A 22,014-nucleotide genomic window follows, 5' to 3' on the forward strand; every position below is an offset into this window, starting at 1 on the left:
CGGTGCTTGCAGCACTGGCGCACTACGGCCGGCCGATCCAATACGCGCATGTTCCCGAGCCGTTGGCATTGTGGGATGTTTGGACGAAGATTGCCGCCGGGCCGGTCGCGTTCGAGGCGCCGTCGGCAGGCTTCGCGCTCGACTGGCGCACGCTCCAAGCCTGGCGTCGGCACGACGTTGGTTTTGCAACCCTCACGCATGCTGCGGGCGTCTCTTCCACCGGCGATCCCGCGCTCGACTCGCGCCTTCCCTTCGACGAGCCCTACCGCATCCCTGGGCGCACCGCGGCGCAGGTCGCGCGGGCGAAGCTCCGCGGCAGCCGCATCATTGCGATCGGCACGAGCGTAGTGCGCGCACTTGAGGCAGCCGCCAATCCCGGCGGCAATGTGCGTGCCGGAAATGGCATTGCGACAGGGCGCATCGCGCGGGGCACGCGGCTTCGCGTGGTCGATGCGATTCTCACAGGCGTCCACCAGCCCGGCGAAAGCCATTTCGAGCTCCTGCGCGCCTTTGCCGACGATGCTCTGCTCGCCAAGGCCTCCGCAGCCTTCACTGCGTATCGATACCGCGCGCATGAATTCGGCGATTCCATGCTGCTCAATCGCCAACCGCCGCTTCTATCGCGCGAACAAAATCGGGGCGAGGGGCTCGAGACGAAGGCTTTACTCGAGGTGTGCCATGATGTCGGCAGGATCGGTGGTATTTCGTGCTCGGCGCGCAAGGAAGTCGGAGCTATGTTACAGCGGACCAAATTCGGCATTTGACCCAAAGTCGAAGTTCCGAAGCCCTCACATTGGGTCCGCATTGCGGGCGAAGCGGACAACATGGCTTGCCGGGCGTCAATGCTTCGATACGTGCCACGGCAGGCAGAGCCTAGCAGGGTCCCAAGAATCGCAGGATTTCGGCCGCGAGCGCATCCGGTGCTTCCTCAGCCATGTGGTGACCACAGTCCAGGCCCTTCCCCTGCAGTCTCGCCGCCGTCCACGGTCGCCAAACTTCGAGAACATCGCCGTAAAGCTGCTCAAGGTCATCACGCAGCGACCACAGAACCATCATTCAATACGGCGGCCCGCCTCTCGGTCTTCCGCGTCGTGCAGACGGTCTATCGTGATACCTGCCCTATAATCTTCTATCATTCCGTGAATGACCCGCGGATCGTGAACGGCCGCGCTGTAATCGGCATAGGCCTCTGGGCCCATCTGTTCGGCGGAGCCACCATGCCAAGCATCGGGATCGGCATTGATAGCGCGCTCCGGCTTCTCTTGCTGGGCGAAGAAGAACCAATGCCACCACGCGGTTGCAAAGCGTGTATCACATCGTTCAAGCGCTTCGAGGATAGGAACGGCATCGAGCACGATGAGATGTGTCACCGCGGAGGGATGATCCATAGCAGTCCGAAAGGCGGTGTGGCTTCCCCGATCGTGCCCGGCGATTGCGAAGCGATCAAATCCAAGGTGCTGCATCAGGGCGATGTCAACGTTAGCATTGCTAATTGCCGTAGGTTCGGCGCATTTATCAAATGCACTGTCAATCGCCAATTGGCCTAATTGGTCAATCAAGTGTCTGCGCTAACCATATGACAGTTCGCGGTGCTTAGCGTCGTTCGACGCATTGAGTTCGTCATTGCGGACAATGCAGTGTTCGTTCGCTAGTGCGGCTAGCGCCATCGGCTAGTGTTTGTTCGTACGCGTCGTATTGGCCTGTCTAGCGTCAATGAAATTGGCGCGTAGTGTTTCTCGTATTCGCCGTTCAGTTGCCGCACGTACTGCGCGCCTGTGTTTGCGCTTGCCGTCGAATGACAGGAGCGTGTCACCATAAAACGCAACACGGTTTGCGGAGCGCTATAGAGTAAGCAGCAACAAAGGATGCCGCTTATGACACTTCTCCAGATCGCTTATCTCTGCCTCGCCGCGGGCGCGTTCATTGCCTTCGTTGGCTACCTCATCGCGTTCTTCGGTATGGGAGGGCACTGAACCGCAGCGCGATCTTTCCGGATTTCGGAAAAAGATTTGTCGTGCGTGACAAAGGATTTGTCACCCATGACAAAAAATCTTCGATAAATGGCTAGGTCATCGTCCAACGGAGCGACCTCGATGACCCTGCTTCAAATCGCTTACGCAATGCTCGCCGTCTTGTATATTGTGCCGTGGTGGCGTTGGCGGTAGGACATTCAGATGTCGCAAGATAACGAAGACGAAGCAATTCCCAAGTCTTCGTCGGCTACTGCCGCGATCGTGCAGTTCATTGAACGGGTAGGAAGGCCCTTCGTACCCGACGTCGTGAAGAGCTGGGCGTCGCGCCCGACTATCACCGAACGACCGAAAGAGAACAGGTGGCATCTGGCGAGACAGTCGGATCCTTCAACTGCAAAACGATTGGTGGCTGACTAACAACAGCGACCGTCCTCTGCGTATGGTGGGGGTGGAAATCGACCGACCACGTGTCAAGGGCGATCTTATTGTGGATGGGCCGAGGGCGCACGATGGCGAACCTGTCATCCCGCCAAAGGCGACGGTCCCGATTTCCACGCACTTCATGGTCCCCACTAGGAAGCATCACCTGAAGGCCACGAAACGCTACGATTTCACATTCGTCGATCACAACGGGCATCGGACGCGAAAACGGGGCATCGAATACAAGCCCGAGCGCCAACGCGTCAAGACGACGAAACTCAACTCCGAGGCGATTGCAGAGATCGCTGACCAAGACGAGAAGGCTCTGGCGTCGCTCCTGAAAGAGGAGATTGGGCGCTATGCGCGGCACGGTCGCCAGCATGGCGGGCTGGGGACCATTTCGGCAGTAAAGGGGAACGCGAAGATAAAGTCGATCTACCAGGATTGGTGGGCGTCCGACCGCGCTTCCGAGCGGCAGGACATCGTGGTCGAGAGCGGGCCGAAGATCGTCTCTGAGATTGGCGATGCGATCGTTGAGTACGCCTCAAAGCTTCCCGAAGATCGCTTGGCGAAGTTCCCGTCACTTTTGCTGGACCGCCTCGATAGGGATCGCGAGTATTACGGCGTGTCTTACCTCATCGTATACGCGTTGTGGCGGCTCAACCGGCTCGAAGACGCGCTCCAAACGGTATACGAACGCTATGAATTCAAGCCTGCTCTCGTCGACAACATATTCCGGCGCTCGTACGTGAACCGGGTGCTCGAAAGGAACCAGCAGTACGGCTACAGCGACGTACTCGGGCTGCTGAATGGCATGCTGAGATACGAGCATCTGCATCTAGTAGAACGCGAGCTGGAGAAGATCGAATGGCTTGCTATGAATACGAGCGAGCACCCATTCCAGATCGCGCAAAAAATCACCTCGATTCGGGCGCTGCGAATAGCAAACCGTGAATGAAGGCTATGCGCGGTGAGCTCATTACGGTGGCGCTGTGGGGGCATTGAGCGATGACTGACGAGAGAGTTTTGCTGACCAAATGGTTCGGCTCTTTGAAGAGCCTGTTGCGGCGATTGGGATGCTGCTCTACGGCGCCTATCTTTACATGAGCAGGAGCAGTTTCCGCCAAGAGATGAACGCGGGCGTATCGAAACCGGACTAGGCTGCTACAACCATTCAAGTGGAAGCGAAGCGGATCGAGGGACAGAGAGAAATCGCACGCTGGCGTGCAAAATCGCGCCTTAGCGTAGAAAAGGCTTTGGCCCCGGGCTGAGCGAAACTGCGAAGCATGAGCTGCCGATCCCTTTCCAATCTACAAATCTACGCCACAGCCTACCATCAAGATCCGCAAGCGTGACCGCGAGCGCGCGGAGCGCGTCCTCTTGGCCGGTGGGCCGAAACCGTCACTCAAGAAAAACGGGCGATCGCACTCGCATGGGCGCATGGGAGCGACAAGTGTGCGAACACGCGATCACACGGACATCGGAATTCCGGCTGCTATCTGGCCCGGATGTGTGACGAGGGCCTGCTCATCAAGATCGGCTATGGCATCTATCGCGCCACAAATCGGAAGGCGGCATAATCGGATCTTGGCTAATCTCCGGAGAATGGCAACGTTTGCAGCGGTTCGATCGCTCGAATGGAAGCTATGGCGAGAAATCGGCGACGCGGCCAGGACATCCATGTCGATTTCAATGATGGACTGGACGGACTGTCCGGAAAAGCTAATAAAAATCAAAGCTTAAGGGGGTTTAAGTTGGCGATGCAGTACCAAATGCAGTACCGCTGAAGCGCAGCCGATGATGTTTTCAGGGTCGTAGGACGGACTTGCCGTTGCGAACGTCGGCGCGACAGAGCACTTGCGGAGCCCGTGGTCGCAGAGGTTGCCCGAATGCACATTCGAGACCGGCTGAATCCCAGTCCGCGAGGTCTGCGGCGGCGCGATATGTGCTCTCCAAGAAGACCATGAGGCTTGCTTCCGGATCGGTAACTCTGCGGATCGCATAAGGCAGCAGGTATTCTCCAAGTCGTAGTGGGCGGCGTCGGCAAAGATCTTCGCCGCCGCGAAGCCTTTTGGTCGGGCGGTGGAGCGGTCGACTTTCCGGCCTTCTATTCCTAAGCCTGTCCGAAACCGCTGCTCCTCTGACGCGTCTCCTTCGCACGGACCCGTCGCAGCCCTCTTGGTGCGCGGACGCGCGATGCGCACTCTTCGGCGCTCCGATCCGTTTTTCTAGCGCGAAGCTGACCTGCGCAGTACGACCGGAAGTCACAACTTGTGGCCCGATGACAGAGTTGACAACTCTCTGCTGGTCAAAAACCTTCAAAGACGCCATCATGCAACAAAAATTGCAAGGATGTGCATCGTGGACGAGAAGGTCGAGGCTCCCAAGGACTATGAGGATCTCATCCGCGTGATACACGACCGGTATGATGGGATGAGCAAGTCGTACCAGAAGATTGCGTTGTATCTCACCCAAAATCCGAATGACGTCGCGGTGCGATCGGTGAACTCGATCGGGGAAGGCAGCGGCGTTCACGCGTCCAGCTTCGTCCGATTTGCCCAAGCATTGGGGTATGAGGGGTTCAAGGACCTGCAGAGCCTCTTCCAGAAACGATTGTCCACCGCGGCTCCCGGCTTCGAAGCCCGCGTCAAGGCGTTGGAGAAGGAACTGGGGGAGCGGACGGATCGCAGCGAGATGGGATTCATGCACGATCTGGTCGTCCGTGACATCGCGTCCCTGAAAGAGATGCTCACCGGTATTCAGCCCGAGGATCTGGCGGAAGCCGTTAGCCTGCTCGAGAAGGCCGACGTCGTCTATCTGATGGGACAACTTCGCTCGGCACCGGTCGTCGAACTCCTTCGCTATATACTGACCATGCTGGGTAAGCGCTGCGTGCTCCTGGATCCGGGCGGCGGACTGGCCACGCATATGGCCCGCGCGATGCGGAAGACGGACCTGCTGTTTGCGGTGTCGTTCCGCTTCTATGCGAACGAGGTCGTCAATGTTGTGGAAGAAGCCGCGGGGAGAGGTATACCCATCGTGGCGATCTCGGACAGCACGCTGTCTCCATTGGCCAAGAGCGCGCGCGTTCTCTTCGCCGTTCCGGAGCACGAATACACTTTCTCGCGCTCGCTGGCGGCTCCTATGTGTCTTGCCCAGGCTTTGACCGTGGCCTTGGCGGCCAGGCTTCAGAACAACGCAGTCAATCCCCGCATTCCAACGGTTACCGAGCGGTAGGGACTCCAAACCGCGAAACCTGTCGCAGCACCGGCGATCCTCCGGCCGTCGATTCTCAATCGGTGTCGGAAGGTTAAAACGCCATCGCCTTTTCAGGCACGGCCATGGGGCCGGATGCGGCACCAAGGACTGTCTGGTCGTAATCCACCACCGAACCTGTCATGAGCCCGGCATCGTCCGAAACAAGGAAGTTTACCGCCCGCGCGACCTCGCGGGGGTCGATCAGGCGCCCGAAGGGCAGGTGTGCAACGGCTTTCGCTTCCCAGTCGGGATCGCCCTTCTCGCTCGCCTGCAATTCCCGCTCGTGGTCGGACGCCATCCAGCCGATATCCAGCTGGTTGACGCGGATGCGGTTCTTCATGACGGAAAATGCCGTATTGCGGGTCAAGGTTGCCAGCGCCGCCTTGGTAGCACAGTAGACGTTGATGAAGGGCTGGCCGGCATGTTCCGAGATCGAGCCGATGTTGCAGATCGCACCCTCAATGCCATTGCGGATCATGTGCCTGATGGCCTCCTGCATGAGGAAATAAGGTCCGCGCACATTGACGGCGAACAGGGCGTCGAAGAGTTCGGGCGACGTATCGAGGATGGTGCCACGGTCCGTGCGGGCACCAGCGTTCACCAGCACATGTATCTTGCCGTAGACGCGCTCGGCCTCCGCGATCACGCGTCGGCAATCCTCGACTTTGCCGAGATCGGCATTGACGAAGTGGACCGGCACGCCGGTTTCGCGCGTGATCGCGTCGGCCACGGCACGGCCTTTGGTCTCGTTGCGGCCGAGCGTCACGACGCCTGCAGCGCCCGCTTCGGCAAGCCGATGCGCGATGGCCGCTCCCAACCCCTGCGTCGAGCCGGTGACGACACAGACCTTTCCATCTATCCGGTTCATGCGTTCAGCCCTCCACCCTGTAGCCAGCCGCGGCCATCACACGCAGCAATTCCTTGTGGCCGATCTTCGCCATTTCGAGCGGCGGACTTTTGACGGGATCCTGCTCGGCTTCAACGACGAACCAGCCTTCGTAGCCGTGGCTCGCCAAGCGCTTGACGATCGCCTCGAAATCGAGCGAGCCATCACCGGGCACGGTGAAGGCTCCCTTGACCACCGCGTCGAGAAAACTTTCCCGGCTGCGGTCGAGCCCGTCCACGACCGCTTGGCGGATGTCCTTGGTGTGTACATGCGAAATGCGGGCGTGGTGCTTGTCCACCACCCGCAGCACGTCGCCTCCGGCAAAGGCCATATGGCCGGCATCGTAGAGCAGGGGCAGACCCTCGCCGGAATGCTTCATCAGCAGATCGACCTCCTGTTCGCTTTCGATCGGCGCGGCCATGTGGTGGTGGTAGCAAATCGGCATGCCCTGACCCGCGCACCATTCGCCGAAAGTGGTGAGCTTACGGCCGTAGGCCTTGATCTGATCGTCGTCGAGACGCGGGCGCATAGCCAGCGGCGTTCCGCGGTCGCCCTGAATGGTGCGACCCGTCTCGCCATAGACGATGCAGGGCGCGTTGGTCGCCTTGAACAACTCCATCTGCGCGGCGATGCGGTCCTTCTCTTCATCGATATTGCCGACCAGCAAGCGGCCGGAGAACCAGCCGCCACAGACGCTCATGGCATGCTGCCTCAGGATGGGCTCAAGCACCGCCGCGTCCATCGGGAAGCGGCGGCCAGTCTCCATGCCGGTGAAGCCGGCCTCACGGGCCTGCCGCAGGCACTCCTCCAGCGAGACGTCGTCGCTCAGTTCGGGAAGGTCGTCGTTCCACCAGGCGATCGGCGCGATTCCAAGCTTGGCTCTCATCGTCATCTCCAATCATGATTTTCGAATGCTGCTGGCTGCCTGCGCAGCGACAAAACTGCCGGGAACAATGCTCAGGGAGTTTTGCATCGTTCCGGCAGGGGACGCCCCCGCGCGCCCGAACGGTTCAGACACCCACGCGCTGCTTCTTGCGACCTTCGGTTTGCACGGCATGCGCGTCGCGGACCTGCTGGCGCCCGCTGATCTCGGGCACGCCGACGTCCCACCAGGCATCGCCCGGGGTCCAGGTGAAGGCGTCGGAGACGATGGTGATGACGGTGGTGCGGTCGGTGGTCTTCGCCCATTCGATCGCCTGACCGAGATCGGCGAGGCTTTCGACACGGCGCGTCAGGGCGCCCATGGCTTCCGCGTGCTTGGCGAAGTCGACCGAGAACGGCTCCTTCACCCGGCAGTCCTTAATCAGATTATTGAAAGAGGCGCCGCCCTTGGCGTTCTGCAGCCGATTGATCACCGCATAGCCGCCATTGTCGCATACCACGAGAATCATCTTGTGGCCGGCGAGCACCGACGAATAGATGTCGGAGTTCATCATCATGTAGGTGCCGTCGCCGATCATGACGATCGGCGTCCGGGTAGGGTCGGCCATGGCCGCGCCCCAGCCGGCAGAGATTTCATAACCCATGCAGGAGAAGCCGAACTCGCAGTCGAAAGTGTTGGGGTCCTTCACCCGCCAGTTCTTCATCACCTCGCCGGGCAGTCCACCGGCCGCGGTGATCAGCAGGTCACGCTCGCCCGCCTTGGCGTTCACCACGCCTACGACCTGCGCATAGGTCGGGACCGGCTCGTTGGTCGGCTTCTGGAAGCCGTCAAGCATCGTGTTCCACTTGGCGAACTCGATGCGACCCTTGTCTGTCCAGGCCCTCTCCGCTTTCCAGTCGCCGAGGGCACCTTCGAGTTCGCTCATCGTCTCCAGCGCGTCGCCGACGACGGCGAGCGCCCGGTGCTTGGTGGCATCCCAGCGTGCGGCATTGATCGAGACGAACTTTGCGTCGGCCGAGAAGGCGCTCCAGGATCCGGTGGTGAAGTCCATGAGCCGTGTGCCGACGGCGATGATCACGTCGGCTTCCGCCGCCAGCGCGTTGGCCGAGGTTGAGCCGACGATGCCGATCGGTCCGACATGCGCGGGGTGGTCGTGCGTAACCGTGCCCTTGCCGGCAATCGTCTCCGCGAGCGGGATCCCATGCCTTTTGGCGAAATCGCCAAGGACCTTCTCTGCACCCGAATAACGCACGCCACCACCCGAGATGATCAGCGGCCGCTTTGCGCTTTTGAGGAGGCGCGTCGCTTCGGCGAGCCGGCTGCGATCGGGCCGGGGGCGCGGCACCTCATTCACCGTCTGTTCGAAGAAGGCTTCGGGATAATCCCAGGCGATCTCCTGCACATCCTGCGGCAAAGCGATGAAGGCAGGCCCGCAATCGGCCGGATCAAGCAGCACCGCAACCGCCTGCGGCAACGACGAGATGATCTGCTCGGGATGGACGATGCGGTCCCAGTAGCGCGTGACTGCCTTAAAGGCGTCATTGACGTTGATGGTCGGGTCGCCGAAGTGCTCGACCTGCTGCATGACCGGATCGGGCCGGCGACTGACGAAGGTGTCGCCTGAGAGCATCAGCACCGGCAGCCGGTTCGAATGGGCGACACCTGCCGCCGTCACCATGTTCAGCGCACCCGGACCGATCGAGGTCGCCGCAACCATGATCTGGCGCCGGCGCTTCGCCTTTGCAAAGCCGATCGCTGCAAGCGCCATCGACTGCTCATTCTGGCCGCGCCAGGTCGGCAGCACGTCCTTCACCGCCTCGAGTGCTTCAGAAAGGCACGTCACGTTGCCGTGCCCGAAGATGGCGAAGACTCCCGGAAAAAGCGGAACTTTCTCGCCGTCGACGACCGTGAACTGGTTGCACAGATAGCGCACGAGCGCCTGTGCCATGGTCAGACGGACGGTGGCCCTGGTCATCTTTGTCTCCTCCCTAACGACGGTCTTTCCAAATCTATACGGAATGCCCATTGACAAATCAATATGTTTGCAACGATCATTGCAAAAATTCAAACCGGGAGGACTTCATGCTCAGGATAGCTGTGCTCGGCTGCGGTCGGATTGGCAGGATGCATGCGGCAAACATCGCCGCACATCCTCGTGCGGAACTAGCCACCGTCTATGACATCAACGAATCGTCCGCGGAGACTGTCGCGGCGCGGCACGGCGTTCGCGCTTCGGGGTCGGCCGACGAGGTATTTGCCTCGGCAGATGTAGATGCGGTCCTTGTCGCGACGGTGACTGACACGCATGCCGACTACATCGAAAAGGCGGTGGCCGCTGGCAAACCCGTGCTCTGCGAGAAGCCGATCGATCTTAGCCTGGAAAGGGTGAACCGTTGCGCCGAAGCAATTTTGTCCAAGGGCGTGCCGGTCCAGATCGGCTTCAACCGACGTTTCGACCCCGGTCATCGTGCGGCGTGGAACGCCGTACGATCCGGCGAGATCGGCGACCTGCACCAGGTTATTATCACCTCGCGTGATCCGGGCATGCCGCCCCGTTCCTACTACGAGGTCGCGGGCGGGCTTTTTCGCGACATGACGATCCACGATTTCGACCTCGCCCGCTTCATGCTGGGAGAGGAGCCGGAGGAGGTGTTCGCCATCGGAGGCCGGCTGATCGACCCGGCGATGATGGAGGAACTGAACGACTACGACAGCGTCATGGTCGTGATGCGAACCAAAAGCGGCAAGCAGTGCCACATCAACAATTCCCGCACCTCAACCTATGGATACGACCAGCGCGTCGAGCTTCTGGGCAGCACCGGCATGGTGATCAGCGGCAACAGGAAGCCTCACGAACTGCGCCGCTACTCGGTCGCGCAAACCGAAGCCGCCGCGCCTTATCTCGACTTCTTCATCGAGCGATACCGCGAAGCGTTCGATGCCGAGATCGACGCCTTCGTCACCTGCGTCGAGAAGGGCGAGCCGCCGCTGGTCGGTTTTGAGGACGGGCGCCGCGCCCTGATCCTGGCTGAGGCGGCGATGAAATCGGCGGTCGAAGGCCGCTTCGTGAAGGTCAGCGAGATCGGATAAGCCATGTACGCGAACTACGGACTGTTTATCGACGGGAAGTGGCGCAAGGCATCCGATGGCGGGACGGCGCCGGTGATGAGCCCGGTGACGGAAAAGCCGCTGGGCGAGGCTCCGGTCGCCACCCGCGCGGACACGGAAGAGGCGCTGGTTAGCGCCGCCCGTGGGTTTTCCGCATGGAAATCCAAGGGTGGTTCTGAGCGCGCGTCCGCCCTGCATGCTATCGCGGACGAGATGATCCGCCGCAAGGACGAAGCCGCGCGGATGATCTCCAGCGAGACCGGCAAACCTATTGCCCAGTCCGAGCGCGAATGGGGGCTGGCGGTCGATCAGTTCCGCTGGTACGCCGAGGAGGCCCGCCGGATCTATGGGCGCGTCATCGAATCGCGCGTGCCCGGCGGTCGTTTCGAAGTTCTGCACGAGCCTGTCGGGATCGCAGCCGCCTTCACCGCCTGGAACTTTCCGGCGGCACTGGTCGCCCGCAAGGTGGCGCCGGCGCTTGGCGCTGGCTGCTCGACCATCGTCCGGCCGTCAAGTCAGACGCCCGGGACGGCGATGCTGATGGTTGACTGCATCCGCGCCTGCAATCTTCCTGCCGGCACGGTCAGCCTGGTCGTTGGGCCCACGAGCACGACCTATGCGCCGATCATGGCTTCGCCGGCGGTGCGCAAGGTGTCCCTCACCGGCTCGACCCGCGTCGGCCAGCAGATGATCCGCGATGCTGCCGACACAGTGAAGAAGGTGTCTATGGAGCTTGGCGGCAACGCGCCCCTGATCGTCTTCGACGACGCCGATCTGGATGCCGCGCTCAACGTCTCCGTGCCGACCAAATACGCCAATTCCGGCCAGGTCTGCGTCACACCGGATCGTTTCTTCGTCCACGAAAGCCTGCACGACGCCTTCGTCGAGGGCTTTGTGCAACGCGCCAAAGCGTTGAAACTGGGCGACGGGCTCGACCCATCCGTGCAGATGGGCCCGCTCATCAATGCCGGCCGGCTTTCCGAGATCGAAGACATCGTGTCCGACGCCATGAAAGCCGGTGCGAAGCTCGTCGCGGGCGGCCATCGGGTTGCGGCGTTCAATGCCGGCCATTTTCATGAGCCCACGGTCCTGACCGATGTTGCCGACGACATGCGGGTCTTTGCCGAGGAGAATTTCGGGCCAATCGCGGCGATCAGCCGGTTTTCCTCGGATGAGGAGGCGCTCGAGCGGGCGAATGCTTCGCCAATGGGATTGTCGGCCTATGCCTTCACGTCGAGCCCGAAGCGTGCGCGCCGGACGGTGGCCGAGCTGAAGGCAGGCATGGTGGGCATCAACAGCTTCGCTCTTGCCGCGTCCGAGGCTCCGTTCGGCGGCACGAAATATTCCGGAATGGGTCGCGAAGGCGGCAGCGAAGGTATCGGTGACTACCTCGACACCAAGCTTGCGCAGATCGTGTTCTGAGGAGGCCGCCTTGATCAAGAACGAGCTCAAGCAGATCTGGGCCGAAGGGCGGCCCACGATCAATGGCTGGCTTTCGATCGGCAATCCATTCACCGCCGAGATCATGGCCGCGCAGGGCTATGACAGCGTGAGCATCGATGTCCAGCACGGCGCGCTCGACTATTCGATGCTGCTTCCGATGTTCCAGGCGATGCGTGCATCCAGGGTGGTGCCCATGGCGCGCGTGCCGTGGCTGGAGCCGGGCATCATCATGAAGGTGCTGGATGCCGGCGCCTATGGCGTGATCTGTCCCATGATCAACACGCCGGAACAGGCGGCTCAGCTCGTCAGCTACCTGCGCTATCCGCCGGCCGGCCAGCGCAGTTTTGGGCCGACGCGTGCCAACTTCTCGGCGGGTGCCAACTACGCGGCCGAGGCCAATGACGAGATCCTGGCTTTCGCCATGGTCGAGACCGCCGAGGCGATGCGCAATCTCGATGCGATCGCCGCAACGCCAGGGCTCGACGGCATCTATGTCGGTCCCGCAGACCTGACCTTCAGCCTGCACCAGGGGCGTCTCGCGCCGTCCTTCGATCGCGAGGAGCCTGACATGATCGCCGCTCTGCGGACGATCGTTGCGGCCTGCAAGAAGAACGGCAAACGCGCCGCGCTCCATTGCGGCACGGCCGACTACGCCGCACGTGCCGTCGAATGGGGTTTCGAGATGACAACCGTCTCGGGTGACTCCCGACTGCTTGCCTCCGCCGCGCAGGCAAGTGTCGCTCGCTTCCGCGAATTGACGGGTGCGAAAGCCGTCCCGGCCGAAGCCGGCAAGGGAGGCTATTGATGCCCCACGTCCTGGTCGCCGGAAAGCTTCATCCGAGCGGCATCGAACTTCTCGATGGGTCGCCCGGCGTCACCTACGACTATGTCGAAGATGTCTCCGAACCAAGCTACGCACCTCTGATCGGCAAGGCCGATGGCCTCGTCATTCGCACCCAGCCCTTGTCGGCTCCGACCGTCGCACGCGCCGAGAGGTTGAAGATCGTCTCGCGCCATGGCGTCGGCTACGACGCTGTCGATCTATCCTCCCTAAATCGGCGCGGGATCGCTCTCGCGGTCGTCGGCGATGTGAACTCGGTGTCGGTGGCCGAGCACGCCATGATGCTGTTGCTGGCGGCAACCAAGCGGCTGATCCGAGCGGATCGTTCGGTGCGCGGTAACGAATGGGGTTGGCGCAACCGGCTGGAGCCAAGCGAACTCTCGGGCAAGCGGCTTCTGATCCTCGGGTTCGGCCGGATCGGCCGCCACCTGGCGCGCATGGCGGCGGCATTCGGCATGGACGTGCGTGCCTATGATCCATTCCTTGAGAGGCAAGGCTGGCCGGAGGGGCCGGTCGCGCCGGTGAGCGATTTGCAAACGGGACTCGCCTGGGCCGATGCGATCTCCGTCAACGTACCCAAGGCCGAGCGCCCGGTGATCGGCCCCGTGGAACTCTCGGCGATGAAACCGACTGCTGTTCTCATCAACACAGCGCGGGGCGGCATCGTCGACGAGGCGGCGCTGATCGCGGCGCTGCTAGCGGGGCGCATCGCAGCGGCCGGTATCGACGTCTTCGACGATGAACCACCCGCCGCGGACCATCCGCTCTTCGGCTTCGACCAGGTGATTCTGACGCCGCACATTGCCGGGCTCACCGCCGAGTGCGGCGAGCGCATGGCAATCTCGTCCGTGCAGAACGTGCTCGATTTTTTCGCCGGGCGGATCGACTCAGCGCTGGTGGTAAACGGAGCCGAGTTGAATGGCCGGTGAAAAACCTCAACTCAGAATCGGCCTGATCGGCACCGGCTTCATGGGCAAGACCCATGTGTTCGGCTTTGCTGCCGCACAACGTGTCTTCGATCTTCCCTACGAACTGGTGCTCCACACGGTTGCGGACAGAACCGAGGACCTCGCCGCGCAGGCGGCGCAGGCCTTGGGGTTCGCGCGGGCGAGCGGGGACTGGAGGCGTCTGGTCGAGGACCCGGAGATCGATATGATCGATATCACGGCGCCGAACTGCTTCCACAAGGAGATGGCGCTCGCCGCCATTGCCGCCGGCAAGCACGTCTATTGCGAGAAGCCGCTGGCGCCCCTTGCGGCGGATGCCCGACGGATGGCCGAGGCGGCGGAAGCGGCCGGCGTCAGGACGCAGGTCGGGTTCAATTATCTCTGCAACCCGCTGCTCGCGCTGGCGCGGCAGATGATCCGCGCGGGCGAGTTGGGCGAGATCCGCAGCTATCGCGGCATTCACGCCGAGGACTACATGGCGGATGCGGAAAGCCCATTTACCTTCCGGCACGATCCTGTCGGCGGTGGCGCATTGGCGGATCTGGGCAGCCATGCTCTGGCCACGGCGGAGTTTCTGCTTGGCTCGGTGGAACGGGTCCTCGGCGATTCCGTCACCGTCATAGCGAGCCGTCCGGATGGCCGAGGCGGGCGCCGGACCATCGAGGTCGACGACATCGGTCGCGCATTTCTGCGTTTTGCCAATGGTGCATCCGGCAGCATCGAAGCGAGCTGGGTCGCCACCGGCCGCAAGATGCAGCACGATTTCGAGGTTTATGGCACCAAGGGGGCGCTCGTCTTCAGCCAGGAGCGCTTCAACGAGCTGCATTTCTACAGCACGGCCGATCCCGGCGGCCGGCGTGGCTTTCGGCGCATCGAGGCCGGTCCGGATCACGATCCCTATGGACTCTTCTGCGTCGCACCAGGCCATCAGCTCGGCTTCAACGATCTGAAGGCTATCGAGATTGCGCGGTTCGTCGATGCGATCGCCGGGAAGCGAGACGAGCCTTTCGGCTTCCGGGCCGGCCAACGCATCCAGGAACTCGTGGAGGCAATTCAGGGCTCGGCCCGGGAGAGCAAGTGGCTGCGAACAGACTGATGCGAGGGAGAGTTGGTCGCCGCCCCGCATGCGTCTGAAATAAACGTTGCATGTTTGTACATTTTGCAATATAGATTGCAGCCGGAGAGAGGTACGTCGGCTGAGTGCTCAAGTCGACGTCGCACAGGGAGGAGAATGTGTCTGTGCTGGACGTACGAAGCGTCTCGAAAAGCTTTGGTGCTATCCGCGCCTTGTCAGATGTTAGCTTCGCGGTTGCTGCCGGCGAGGTGGTTGGCCTGATGGGCGACAACGGTGCCGGGAAATCGACCATGGTGAAGCTGATTGCGGGGAACTTCCCACCCTCCGACGGCGAAATCGCGGTGGACGGCAAGGTCTGCCATTTCCACAAGCCGATCGAGGCACGGGGCGAAGGGATCGAGGTCGTCTATCAAGATCTGGCCTTGGCCGACAATCTGACGGCCGCCCAAAATGTCTTTCTCGGCCGCGAGATTAAGAAGGGGTTTTGGCCGCTCCGCGTGCTCGACAAGCAGGCGATGATCAACCGCTCGGCAAAACTGTTCGCGGAGCTGAAGTCGGAGACGCGGCCGCGCGATCTGGTCAAAAAAATGTCAGGCGGCCAGCGGCAGGCGGTCGCCATTGCCCGCACCCGGCTATCCAACTCCAAGCTCGTGCTGATGGATGAGCCGACCGCGGCGATTTCGGTCCGCCAGGTAGCCGAGGTGCTGGAGCTGATCCGGCGGCTCAAATCGCAAAATGTGTCGGTAATGCTGATCAGCCACCGCATGCCCGATGTGTTCGCGGTCTGCGACCGCATCATCGTGCTGAGACGCGGCTCGAAAGTGGCCGACAAGGCGACGGAGAAGACATCGCCGGAGGAGATCACCGGCCTAATTACGGGAGCGATCCGTGATGCATAGCCAGAGCGACATGCTGAAGGAAGGCCATGCGTCCATCGGTGATGTGGTCGGCATAATAGAGCAGAGCGTTTTCCAGAAGATGATCGCCAGCCAGGCCTTCTGGGTCGCGATCGCGCTTTTCGTGTTGGTGGTCTTCATGACGTGGCTGGAGCCCAGCTTCGGCACGGTCGACAACGTTACCAACACCACCCGCAATTTTGCACCTATCGCCATCATGGGGCTGGGCATGACGGTGGTGCTGATCACCGGCGGCATCGATCTGTCGGTCGGCTCGGTGATGGGGCTGGTCGCGATCGTCGCCGGCCTGCTGCTCACTTGGCACCAGCCTTGGTATGTGGCGTTTGGCGCGGGTCTGCTCGCAGGCATCGCCTGCGGAGCCTTTAACGGTTTCTTCGTGGCCTATATCGGCATGCCGTCCTTCGTGGTGACGCTAGGCATGCTGTCGATCGCGCGCTCGCTGGCGGTCGTGCTGTCCGGCAACCAGATGCTTTACCAGTTCGGACCCGATGCGCCGATCGTCAAGGCCATCGGCCAGGCCAAATGGCCGAGGCACACGCCTGACGGCTGGGTGCCTCATTGGATCCCGGAACTGTCCTCGCAGTTCTGGGTGATGGTGATCCTCGCGCTCATCGTCGGCTCCGTCTTCATTTTCACCGCCTGGGCGCGCCACCTCTTCGCGATCGGCGGCAACGAGAACGCCTCGCGGATGACCGGCGTCCCCGTCGACTGGATCAAATTCCAGGCCTATGTCTTCTGCGCATTTACCGCATCGATCGCGTCCCTGCTGCTGCTCGGCTACAGCGGCTCGGCCATCAACGCGATGGGAACCGGCTACGAGTTGAGGGTGATCGCCGGCACCGTCATCGGGGGGGCCAGCCTGATGGGCGGCTACGGAACCGCGTTTGGCGCTGTGATCGGTTCGGCCTTCCTCGAGGTCATCCGCAACGCGCTGCTGATGGCCGGGATCGATTCGAACTGGCAGGGCGCCTTTGTCGGGGCCTTCATCATTCTTGCCGTGCTTCTCGGCATGCAGACCTCGGGCAAGTCGCTGCGGGCGACGCTGGAGGGTATGTTTACCTGGAAGCGCAAATAGAATCCGGCGGCCGCAAGCCGTCGGGGATAGTGGACGTCAAAACAAAGTGGAGGAACAGGTGAAAAAATACATTCTGACGGCGGCCGTGGCGTTTTCCGCGCTGATGGCAGGGCAGGCCTATGCCCAGCAGAAATACGTCTTCGCCCTTGTGCCGAAGAACATGAACAATCCTTTCTTCGACCAGGCTCGTGACGGCTGCAAGAAGGCCGAAGCCGAATCCAGCGGCGCGATCGAATGCATGTATATCGGCCCCGGCGAGCATGGCGGCGGCGAGGAGCAGGTGCAGATCGTGCAGGACCTGGTGGCCAAGAAGGTCGACGGCATCGCCGTCGCCCCGTCGAACGCCGCGGCAATGGCCGTCGCGCTTCAGGCCGCCAAGGAATCGGGCATTCCCGTGCTTACCTGGGACTCGGATGTGCTACCGGAGAACAAGGACCTGCGTGTCGCCTATATCGGCACGCACAATTACGAAATTGGCGTCAACCTCGCCAAGATCGTGCAGACCATCAAGCCGAAAGGTGGCACCATCTGTATCCAGTCGGGCGGAGCTGCCGCGGCCAACCACAATGAGCGCATGAAGGGTATACGCGATACGCTGGCCGGCAAGGAGTCGGCCGCCTCGCCAGGTGATGCCCTGACCGGCCAGAACGGCTGGACGGAAGCACCGGGCTGCCCTCTCTATACCAACGACGACTTCCCTCTGTCGGTTCAGCAGTTCCAGGACTTCATGGCGAAGACGCCAAACCTCGACGCCTTCGTGCCGACAGGCGGCTTTCCGCAATTCATACCGGATGCGAATCGCGCTGCGGTCGAGCCGTACAAGGATAAGATCGCCAAGAAGGAGCTGGCTCTGGTCGTCGCCGACACGCTGCCGGTGCAGATGGACCAGATGAAGGAAGGCCTGTCGCTCGGCCAGGTCGGACAGCGGCCGTTCGAAATGGGCTACAAGACCATGCTGGCGCTGAAGGACATCAAGGACGGCAAGCCCGCGCCGGCCGACCCGACCTACACCGGTCTCGACGTCTGCACCCCCGAAACCGCCGACACCTGCATCGGAAAGTAGGCGGGGGGCGCAACTCTGCGGCGGGCGAGGGATGACTCTTGCCCGCCTTTGCCCCTGAGAGGCGACAACAGACCCATCGAGCGACTGGCAAATCGACCGCTGCCGTCAGGCCTCAGAGACGCTCCGCTGGCCACGGCGTGACCATTTTTAGACGAGTGCCGGGAGTGATCCCATTCGGGAGGAGCAATTGAGAAAGATACGATATGCCGTGGTGGGCGCGGGCTGGATCACACAGGAAGCCTTTATGCCCGGTGTGTCCCAGACCGGAAACTCGACAATCACGGCGATCGTCAGCGGCTCGGCCAAAAACGCCGCCAAGCTCGCCGAATTCTACGGCGTGGAACACGTCTTCAGCTATGAGCAGTACGACCAGATGCTCGCATCGGACGTCGCCGATGCAGTTTACGTGGCATTGCCGAACTCCATGCATGCCGACTATGCGATCCGAGCCCTGAGAGCCGGCAAGCACGCGCTCGTTGAGAAGCCGCTGGCCACGACCGAGGCGGAATGCGAGGCGATGATCGCCGCCGCCAATGAGAGCGGAGCGTACCTGATGACGGCGTATCGGCTGCACAACGAGCCCGGCACTGTCGAGGTCCTGGAGCGCATCCGCAGCGGTGAGATCGGCGATCCCCGCATCTTTGCCGCGGTCTTCTCCTTCGTAGCGTCGTCCGACAATCACCGCCTCAAGGCCGCCTATTGGGGCGGTCCCTTGCAGGACATCGGCGTCTACTGCCTGAATGCCGCGCGCCATATCTTTGCCACTGAGCCGATCGAGGCAGTCGCGGTAAGGAGTTTCGGCAGCGCCTCAGTCGGGGAGGTAGAGGAAAGCATTGCCGTGACGTTGCGCTTCCCCGAGGGCCGGCTTGCACAGTTCATTGCCAGCTTCGGCGCGGACAATTCGGATTTTTACCACGTGGCCGGAACGAAGGGGAGCGTAACGGCCGACCCTGGCTTCCGTTTCGAGACTGCCGTGCAAATGAAGCTTCGGCATGGCGACATCAGAACCGAAAAGACGTTCCCGCAGACAGACCATTTCGCCGGACAGACCGCGTATTTCTCCGACTGCATCCTGAATGCACAACCGCCTGAAGCCGACGGTGGAGAAGGATTTGCCGACGTGCGCGCCCTGCTTGCCATTGAGCGCGCCGCCAGCACCGGTCAGCCTCAGAAGATAGACACGCCGGCACGGCAGGTTCATCCTACTGCGGATATGATCCGCATCTTGCCTACAACGGACCAGCGGCTGCTTCTCTGACGCGCTTTCGCCCGCGGAGCCGGCCAGGATTCATTGCGAGAAGCGTCTCACGAAACGGCATCGCGTACCGCGTTGTACCGTGCAACCGTTCATGCGGAGGCAGTCACGATCTTGTTTCCGAACGTGCTCGACGGGCTGCGCTGGGTGAAATTCATCCAGGCGGCCGCCGACTCGCACGAGGCCGGAAAAGCCCGGACAACCGGCTGGCTTGACTGAACGCATTGGAATAATACGGAAGTCAACTTGAGTATACGCGTTGGAATTATCGGCGTAGGGGTAATGGGTGCGGATCACGCGCGGATGCTCGCATCACCTCAAGCCCGGCTTGCCGCCGGACGGGAGCATTCCGCGCCCATCATCGCTGCCCTGAAACCATGGTTCGAAAAGCAGCTATCGATGATCTCCTCCGGCTCTGGCCTGGCCGAAGACATCCGGCATGGGCTCGGCCACTGGCAAGGCCTGACCCGCTTCCTGGACGATGGCCGCCTGGAACTCGACACCAACCCGGTCGAAAACGCGATCAGGCCAGTATGCCTGACCAGAAAAAAATGCCCTGTTTGCAGGTCACGAAGTCGGGGCCGAAAATTGGGCGCTGCTCGCCTCCATCGCCACCTGCAGGCTCAACGACGTCAACCCGGTCGCCTACCTCGCCGAAACCCTCGACGCCATCATCAACGGCCATCCGCAGACCCAGATCGAGGAACTCATGCCCTGGCGATTCCGAAAAACGTCAAGCCCAAATCCACAGGCGATCCGCGAGGCGCTCACCCTAAGTTTTATCATTGACGGTCTGACTTGACGTCTGGCCCGAGGGCGGCGTTCGCTACTATTCCGAAACTTAAGGTTTCGCCCTACCGCGTAATTGGGGTCGGCTGTCTTAAGAGGGCCGCTGCCCAGGGTGCCTACTTCTTAACGCATTGGCGGACTGGTGCGGCCGAGCAAACTTCGCCCACGCCGCAGTCCAGGTCGCGTGAACAAGGTTTCGGCATTTGCGGTGGCTCCAGCGTGACGAAGGGCGTCCTCGGCTCTTCCCCCGGTCTCGCCGTTCTCGGGAGGAAGGCGCCGGGATCACCGAGCGACTTCACATATCGATAGAATGACCGAATGTCGCTCTCCGGCATGACGCGAACGTTGTACCAAGGCATCGGCGGCAATGTGCGAAGTGTCTTGATGTAGGTTACATACCCGTCTTCGCTAAGGTCTTGCGCGCTCCATCTCAGATTGCTTGCATAGGTTGTGCCCCACGGCCCCGCCAACCTATTACTTTCCCTCTCAATGCCTTGGTGGGGTCGAGCGCGCCTTCGGCTTCCCTGTAGCCGTCAGTATGGCAGTCGTGACAGCTGCCGATGATGGAAACCAGCCGTCCTCTCTCGACAGACACCTCCTCTGCCGCAAACGCTGCCCCCGATGCTGTCAATATTGCTGAGCCAACCAGGAGCTTAATGAAGTGCATGGTAGCCTCCAGCGCCCTCACACCGCTCGCTCAAAGCCAATAACAACGTCGAGACTTTACCACAATTTTGCAAGTTGGGGTGGGGAAAGCAACGGATCGTTGGAGGCAATGGTCCCTAAGAGGCTCCTGGGACACTGTCGACAATCGCAGCACAGCACTACGTTCGACAACTGGGCGCTGCTCGCCTCCATCGTGGCCACCTGCAGGCTCAACGACGTCAACCCGGTCGCCTACCTCGCCGAAACCCTCGACGCCATCATCAACGGCCATCCGCAAACCCAGATCGAGGAACTCATGCCCTGGCGATTCCGGAAAACGTCAAGCCCAAATCCATAGGCGATCCGCGAGGCGCTTACGCTTCCACCGCAACGGTCTCGCTGCTTTCGCCCCTGCGCACCGAGATCAATTCGGGTCTGTCGCGAGGAACGGCCTATCCCGCGGACTGGCGTCCTCGCTTCACCGATGCCTATCGCCTGCAGGCCCAGGCCTGGATCCATTCAACACTCAGCGGAATTCCGGCCGGAGCAAGCTGCTGGACGGATACCGGGCTGCAATCGCCGCCGAGGCGGGTCTGCAATCACTATCAGAAGGGCGAAAAGGCAGTTATTGGCGCAATGAGTAAGCCAGAACTGTACAAATAGCTGACGGCATTTGAATTCATAATGACCTCGGCAGCCGACTAATAATCTTCCTTTTTCAGGCCCCTCCCGTCAGCGTGTTCCACGCAGCCGGTGCGCTGCTTCGGCTCGTCGCAGGGACACATGCGTGTTCTGTAGGATCATTTCGCGAAACGCCTCGTTTGATACTGCAAAGTTGTACCATCGTGTCCAACATCAGATGGGACGCAGTCCCAACAAACATGCAGTTCAGACAGTCGATTACGCGTCTTTGTTGAAGTGGTGCTGTACCAAATGCAGTACCGGCCTTGAAACGGTTGATCCAGTTCGTCGCTCATCAGGCCATAAGCCGCGGGCGGCTGTGTACGGGAGGGCTGAACGAAACCTCATTCACGCTCCCTCGCTACTCCGTGAGACCCCTCATTTCCTTTCTCGCAGCCTCAGTCCGGAACTCAAGGTATTTGGCCAAATCGGCGAGATGGACGCCCTTGGCACACTTCTGACTGTCCTCGATCCGCGCGAGCGGAAGGGCAATTTCCCCCATGGAAATCTTTCGGACCAACTTCGGCGGCGTCAGGTGGGAGAAATAGTCTCGGCAGACCTCATCGATCGGGATGATGGCCTTGCCACCATACTGAGCCATCAAAAGCAGTGCTGTGTTCATTCCAGGTTGCTATCCCTGTTAGGAGCTTGGCAGACTAGCAAGCCGCCCAACGGGTTCAACGGCCGGGCAGGGGGCGCGTGCAAAAGGGTGGGCGCGACCTAAGCAACGGCCGGGGCGTTCAAGTCGCTAGAGG

19 protein-coding genes and 1 pseudogene are annotated in these 22,014 nt (G+C 61.3%); 14 read left to right on the top strand and 6 right to left on the bottom strand.

What is annotated here, in order from left to right:
* Window positions 1-62 precede the first annotated feature (62 nt).
* Window positions 63-764 carry an S-adenosylmethionine:tRNA ribosyltransferase-isomerase gene (locus NKI97_RS11945; RefSeq protein WP_352834214.1) on the top strand — a complete coding sequence of 234 codons (702 nt, stop codon included), beginning with the start codon at window positions 63-65 and terminating at the stop codon, window positions 762-764.
* Between the two features lie 288 nt (window positions 765-1,052).
* On the opposite strand, the gene NKI97_RS11950 is transcribed toward NKI97_RS11945, so the two are convergent.
* Complete coding sequence (locus tag NKI97_RS11950) at window positions 1,053-1,559, bottom strand: alpha/beta fold hydrolase (RefSeq protein WP_502901477.1); 507 nt, start codon at window positions 1,557-1,559, stop codon at window positions 1,053-1,055.
* 862 nt (window positions 1,560-2,421) lie between these two features.
* On the opposite strand from NKI97_RS11950, the gene NKI97_RS11955 reads away from it, so the two are divergent.
* Window positions 2,422-3,351 carry a hypothetical protein gene (locus NKI97_RS11955; RefSeq protein ID WP_352747817.1) on the top strand — a complete coding sequence of 310 codons (930 nt, stop codon included), beginning with the start codon at window positions 2,422-2,424 and terminating at the stop codon, window positions 3,349-3,351.
* Between the two features lie 848 nt (window positions 3,352-4,199).
* Here the strand turns inward: NKI97_RS11955 and NKI97_RS11960 are convergent.
* Window positions 4,200-4,727 (bottom strand): DUF5996 family protein, encoded by a 528-nt coding sequence (locus NKI97_RS11960; protein ID WP_352747820.1) that lies wholly within the window; start codon window positions 4,725-4,727, stop codon window positions 4,200-4,202.
* Between the two features lie 27 nt (window positions 4,728-4,754).
* Here NKI97_RS11960 and NKI97_RS11965 point away from each other — a divergent pair, with 27 nt between their 5' ends.
* Window positions 4,755-5,630 (top strand): MurR/RpiR family transcriptional regulator, encoded by an 876-nt coding sequence (locus NKI97_RS11965; RefSeq protein WP_352449995.1) that lies wholly within the window; start codon window positions 4,755-4,757, stop codon window positions 5,628-5,630.
* A gap of 73 nt (window positions 5,631-5,703) precedes the next feature.
* On the opposite strand, the gene NKI97_RS11970 is transcribed toward NKI97_RS11965, so the two are convergent.
* The 3 genes from NKI97_RS11970 to iolD all read right to left on the bottom strand — a co-directional run bounded on the left by NKI97_RS11970 (window position 5,704) and on the right by iolD (window position 9,395).
* Window positions 5,704-6,519 carry an SDR family oxidoreductase gene (locus NKI97_RS11970; RefSeq protein ID WP_352449994.1) on the bottom strand — a complete coding sequence of 272 codons (816 nt, stop codon included), beginning with the start codon at window positions 6,517-6,519 and terminating at the stop codon, window positions 5,704-5,706.
* A gap of 4 nt (window positions 6,520-6,523) precedes the next feature.
* Window positions 6,524-7,423: a myo-inosose-2 dehydratase gene (gene iolE / locus NKI97_RS11975; protein WP_352708317.1), complete on the bottom strand. Its 900-nt coding sequence runs from the start codon at window positions 7,421-7,423 to the stop codon at window positions 6,524-6,526.
* 124 nt (window positions 7,424-7,547) lie between these two features.
* Entirely contained in the window at window positions 7,548-9,395 is a 1,848-nt protein-coding gene (gene iolD / locus NKI97_RS11980) for a 3D-(3,5/4)-trihydroxycyclohexane-1,2-dione acylhydrolase (decyclizing) (protein WP_352449992.1), read from the bottom strand.
* Window positions 9,396-9,502: 107 nt separating this feature from the next.
* Between iolD and iolG the strand changes: the two genes are divergently transcribed.
* The 11 genes and pseudogenes from iolG (at window position 9,503) to NKI97_RS12045 (ending at window position 20,936) form a co-directional block, all read left to right on the top strand.
* A complete protein-coding gene (gene iolG / locus NKI97_RS11985; RefSeq protein ID WP_352834219.1) occupies window positions 9,503-10,510 on the top strand; it encodes an inositol 2-dehydrogenase in 1,008 nt (335 codons plus the stop codon).
* 3 nt (window positions 10,511-10,513) lie between these two features.
* Window positions 10,514-11,950 carry an NAD-dependent succinate-semialdehyde dehydrogenase gene (locus tag NKI97_RS11990; protein ID WP_352449990.1) on the top strand — a complete coding sequence of 479 codons (1,437 nt, stop codon included), beginning with the start codon at window positions 10,514-10,516 and terminating at the stop codon, window positions 11,948-11,950.
* Window positions 11,951-11,960: 10 nt separating this feature from the next.
* Window positions 11,961-12,776 (top strand): HpcH/HpaI aldolase family protein, encoded by an 816-nt coding sequence (locus NKI97_RS11995; RefSeq protein ID WP_352449989.1) that lies wholly within the window; start codon window positions 11,961-11,963, stop codon window positions 12,774-12,776.
* A complete protein-coding gene (locus NKI97_RS12000; protein ID WP_352834224.1) occupies window positions 12,776-13,741 on the top strand; it encodes a hydroxyacid dehydrogenase in 966 nt (321 codons plus the stop codon). The genes NKI97_RS11995 and NKI97_RS12000 overlap by 1 nt, the downstream gene beginning before the upstream one ends.
* Entirely contained in the window at window positions 13,731-14,855 is a 1,125-nt protein-coding gene (locus NKI97_RS12005) for a Gfo/Idh/MocA family protein (protein WP_352449987.1), read from the top strand. The genes NKI97_RS12000 and NKI97_RS12005 overlap by 11 nt, the downstream gene beginning before the upstream one ends.
* Window positions 14,856-14,992: 137 nt before the next feature.
* Entirely contained in the window at window positions 14,993-15,733 is a 741-nt protein-coding gene (locus NKI97_RS12010) for an ATP-binding cassette domain-containing protein (protein ID WP_352449986.1), read from the top strand.
* Window positions 15,726-16,826 (top strand): ABC transporter permease, encoded by a 1,101-nt coding sequence (locus tag NKI97_RS12015; protein ID WP_156937342.1) that lies wholly within the window; start codon window positions 15,726-15,728, stop codon window positions 16,824-16,826. Before NKI97_RS12010 ends, NKI97_RS12015 begins: the two co-directional genes overlap by 8 nt.
* A 58-nt stretch (window positions 16,827-16,884) precedes the next feature.
* Window positions 16,885-17,889 (top strand): substrate-binding domain-containing protein, encoded by a 1,005-nt coding sequence (locus NKI97_RS12020; protein WP_352834227.1) that lies wholly within the window; start codon window positions 16,885-16,887, stop codon window positions 17,887-17,889.
* A gap of 208 nt (window positions 17,890-18,097) precedes the next feature.
* Window positions 18,098-19,147: a Gfo/Idh/MocA family protein gene (locus NKI97_RS12025; protein ID WP_352449985.1), complete on the top strand. Its 1,050-nt coding sequence runs from the start codon at window positions 18,098-18,100 to the stop codon at window positions 19,145-19,147.
* Between the two features lie 306 nt (window positions 19,148-19,453).
* Window positions 19,454-19,946: pseudogene (locus tag NKI97_RS35485) on the top strand (IS66 family transposase); the annotation flags it as partial.
* Window positions 19,947-20,708: 762 nt separating this feature from the next.
* The gene (locus tag NKI97_RS12045; protein WP_502901478.1) at window positions 20,709-20,936 is read left to right on the top strand and encodes a transposase domain-containing protein; all 228 of its coding nucleotides are present in this window, start codon (window positions 20,709-20,711) and stop codon (window positions 20,934-20,936) included.
* Between the two features lie 684 nt (window positions 20,937-21,620).
* Here NKI97_RS12045 and NKI97_RS12050 read toward each other — a convergent pair.
* Window positions 21,621-21,881: a pyocin activator PrtN family protein gene (locus NKI97_RS12050; RefSeq protein ID WP_352449984.1), complete on the bottom strand. Its 261-nt coding sequence runs from the start codon at window positions 21,879-21,881 to the stop codon at window positions 21,621-21,623.
* Between the last annotated feature and the right edge of the window lie 133 nt (window positions 21,882-22,014).

Source organism: Mesorhizobium sp. M0296 (assembly GCF_040321675.1).
Classification (GTDB): Bacteria; Pseudomonadota; Alphaproteobacteria; order Rhizobiales; family Rhizobiaceae; genus Mesorhizobium.

Bases quoted from the DNA above. Each gene is read 5' to 3' on its own strand.
- NKI97_RS12005 (WP_352449987.1), top strand. From the start codon at position 13,731: ATGGCCGGTGAAAAACCTCAACTCAGAATCGGCCTGATCGGCACCGGC.
- NKI97_RS11970 (WP_352449994.1), bottom strand. From the start codon at position 6,519: ATGAACCGGATAGATGGAAAGGTCTGTGTCGTCACCGGCTCGACGCAG.
- NKI97_RS11990 (WP_352449990.1), top strand. From the start codon at position 10,514: ATGTACGCGAACTACGGACTGTTTATCGACGGGAAGTGGCGCAAGGCA.
- NKI97_RS12045 (WP_502901478.1), top strand. From the start codon at position 20,709: ATGGTCCCTAAGAGGCTCCTGGGACACTGTCGACAATCGCAGCACAGC.
- iolG (WP_352834219.1), top strand. From the start codon at position 9,503: ATGCTCAGGATAGCTGTGCTCGGCTGCGGTCGGATTGGCAGGATGCAT.
- NKI97_RS12015 (WP_156937342.1), top strand. From the start codon at position 15,726: ATGCATAGCCAGAGCGACATGCTGAAGGAAGGCCATGCGTCCATCGGT.
- NKI97_RS12000 (WP_352834224.1), top strand. From the start codon at position 12,776: ATGCCCCACGTCCTGGTCGCCGGAAAGCTTCATCCGAGCGGCATCGAA.
- iolD (WP_352449992.1), bottom strand. From the start codon at position 9,395: ATGACCAGGGCCACCGTCCGTCTGACCATGGCACAGGCGCTCGTGCGC.
- NKI97_RS12050 (WP_352449984.1), bottom strand. From the start codon at position 21,881: ATGAACACAGCACTGCTTTTGATGGCTCAGTATGGTGGCAAGGCCATC.
- NKI97_RS11960 (WP_352747820.1), bottom strand. From the start codon at position 4,727: ATGATGGCGTCTTTGAAGGTTTTTGACCAGCAGAGAGTTGTCAACTCT.
- iolE (WP_352708317.1), bottom strand. From the start codon at position 7,423: ATGAGAGCCAAGCTTGGAATCGCGCCGATCGCCTGGTGGAACGACGAC.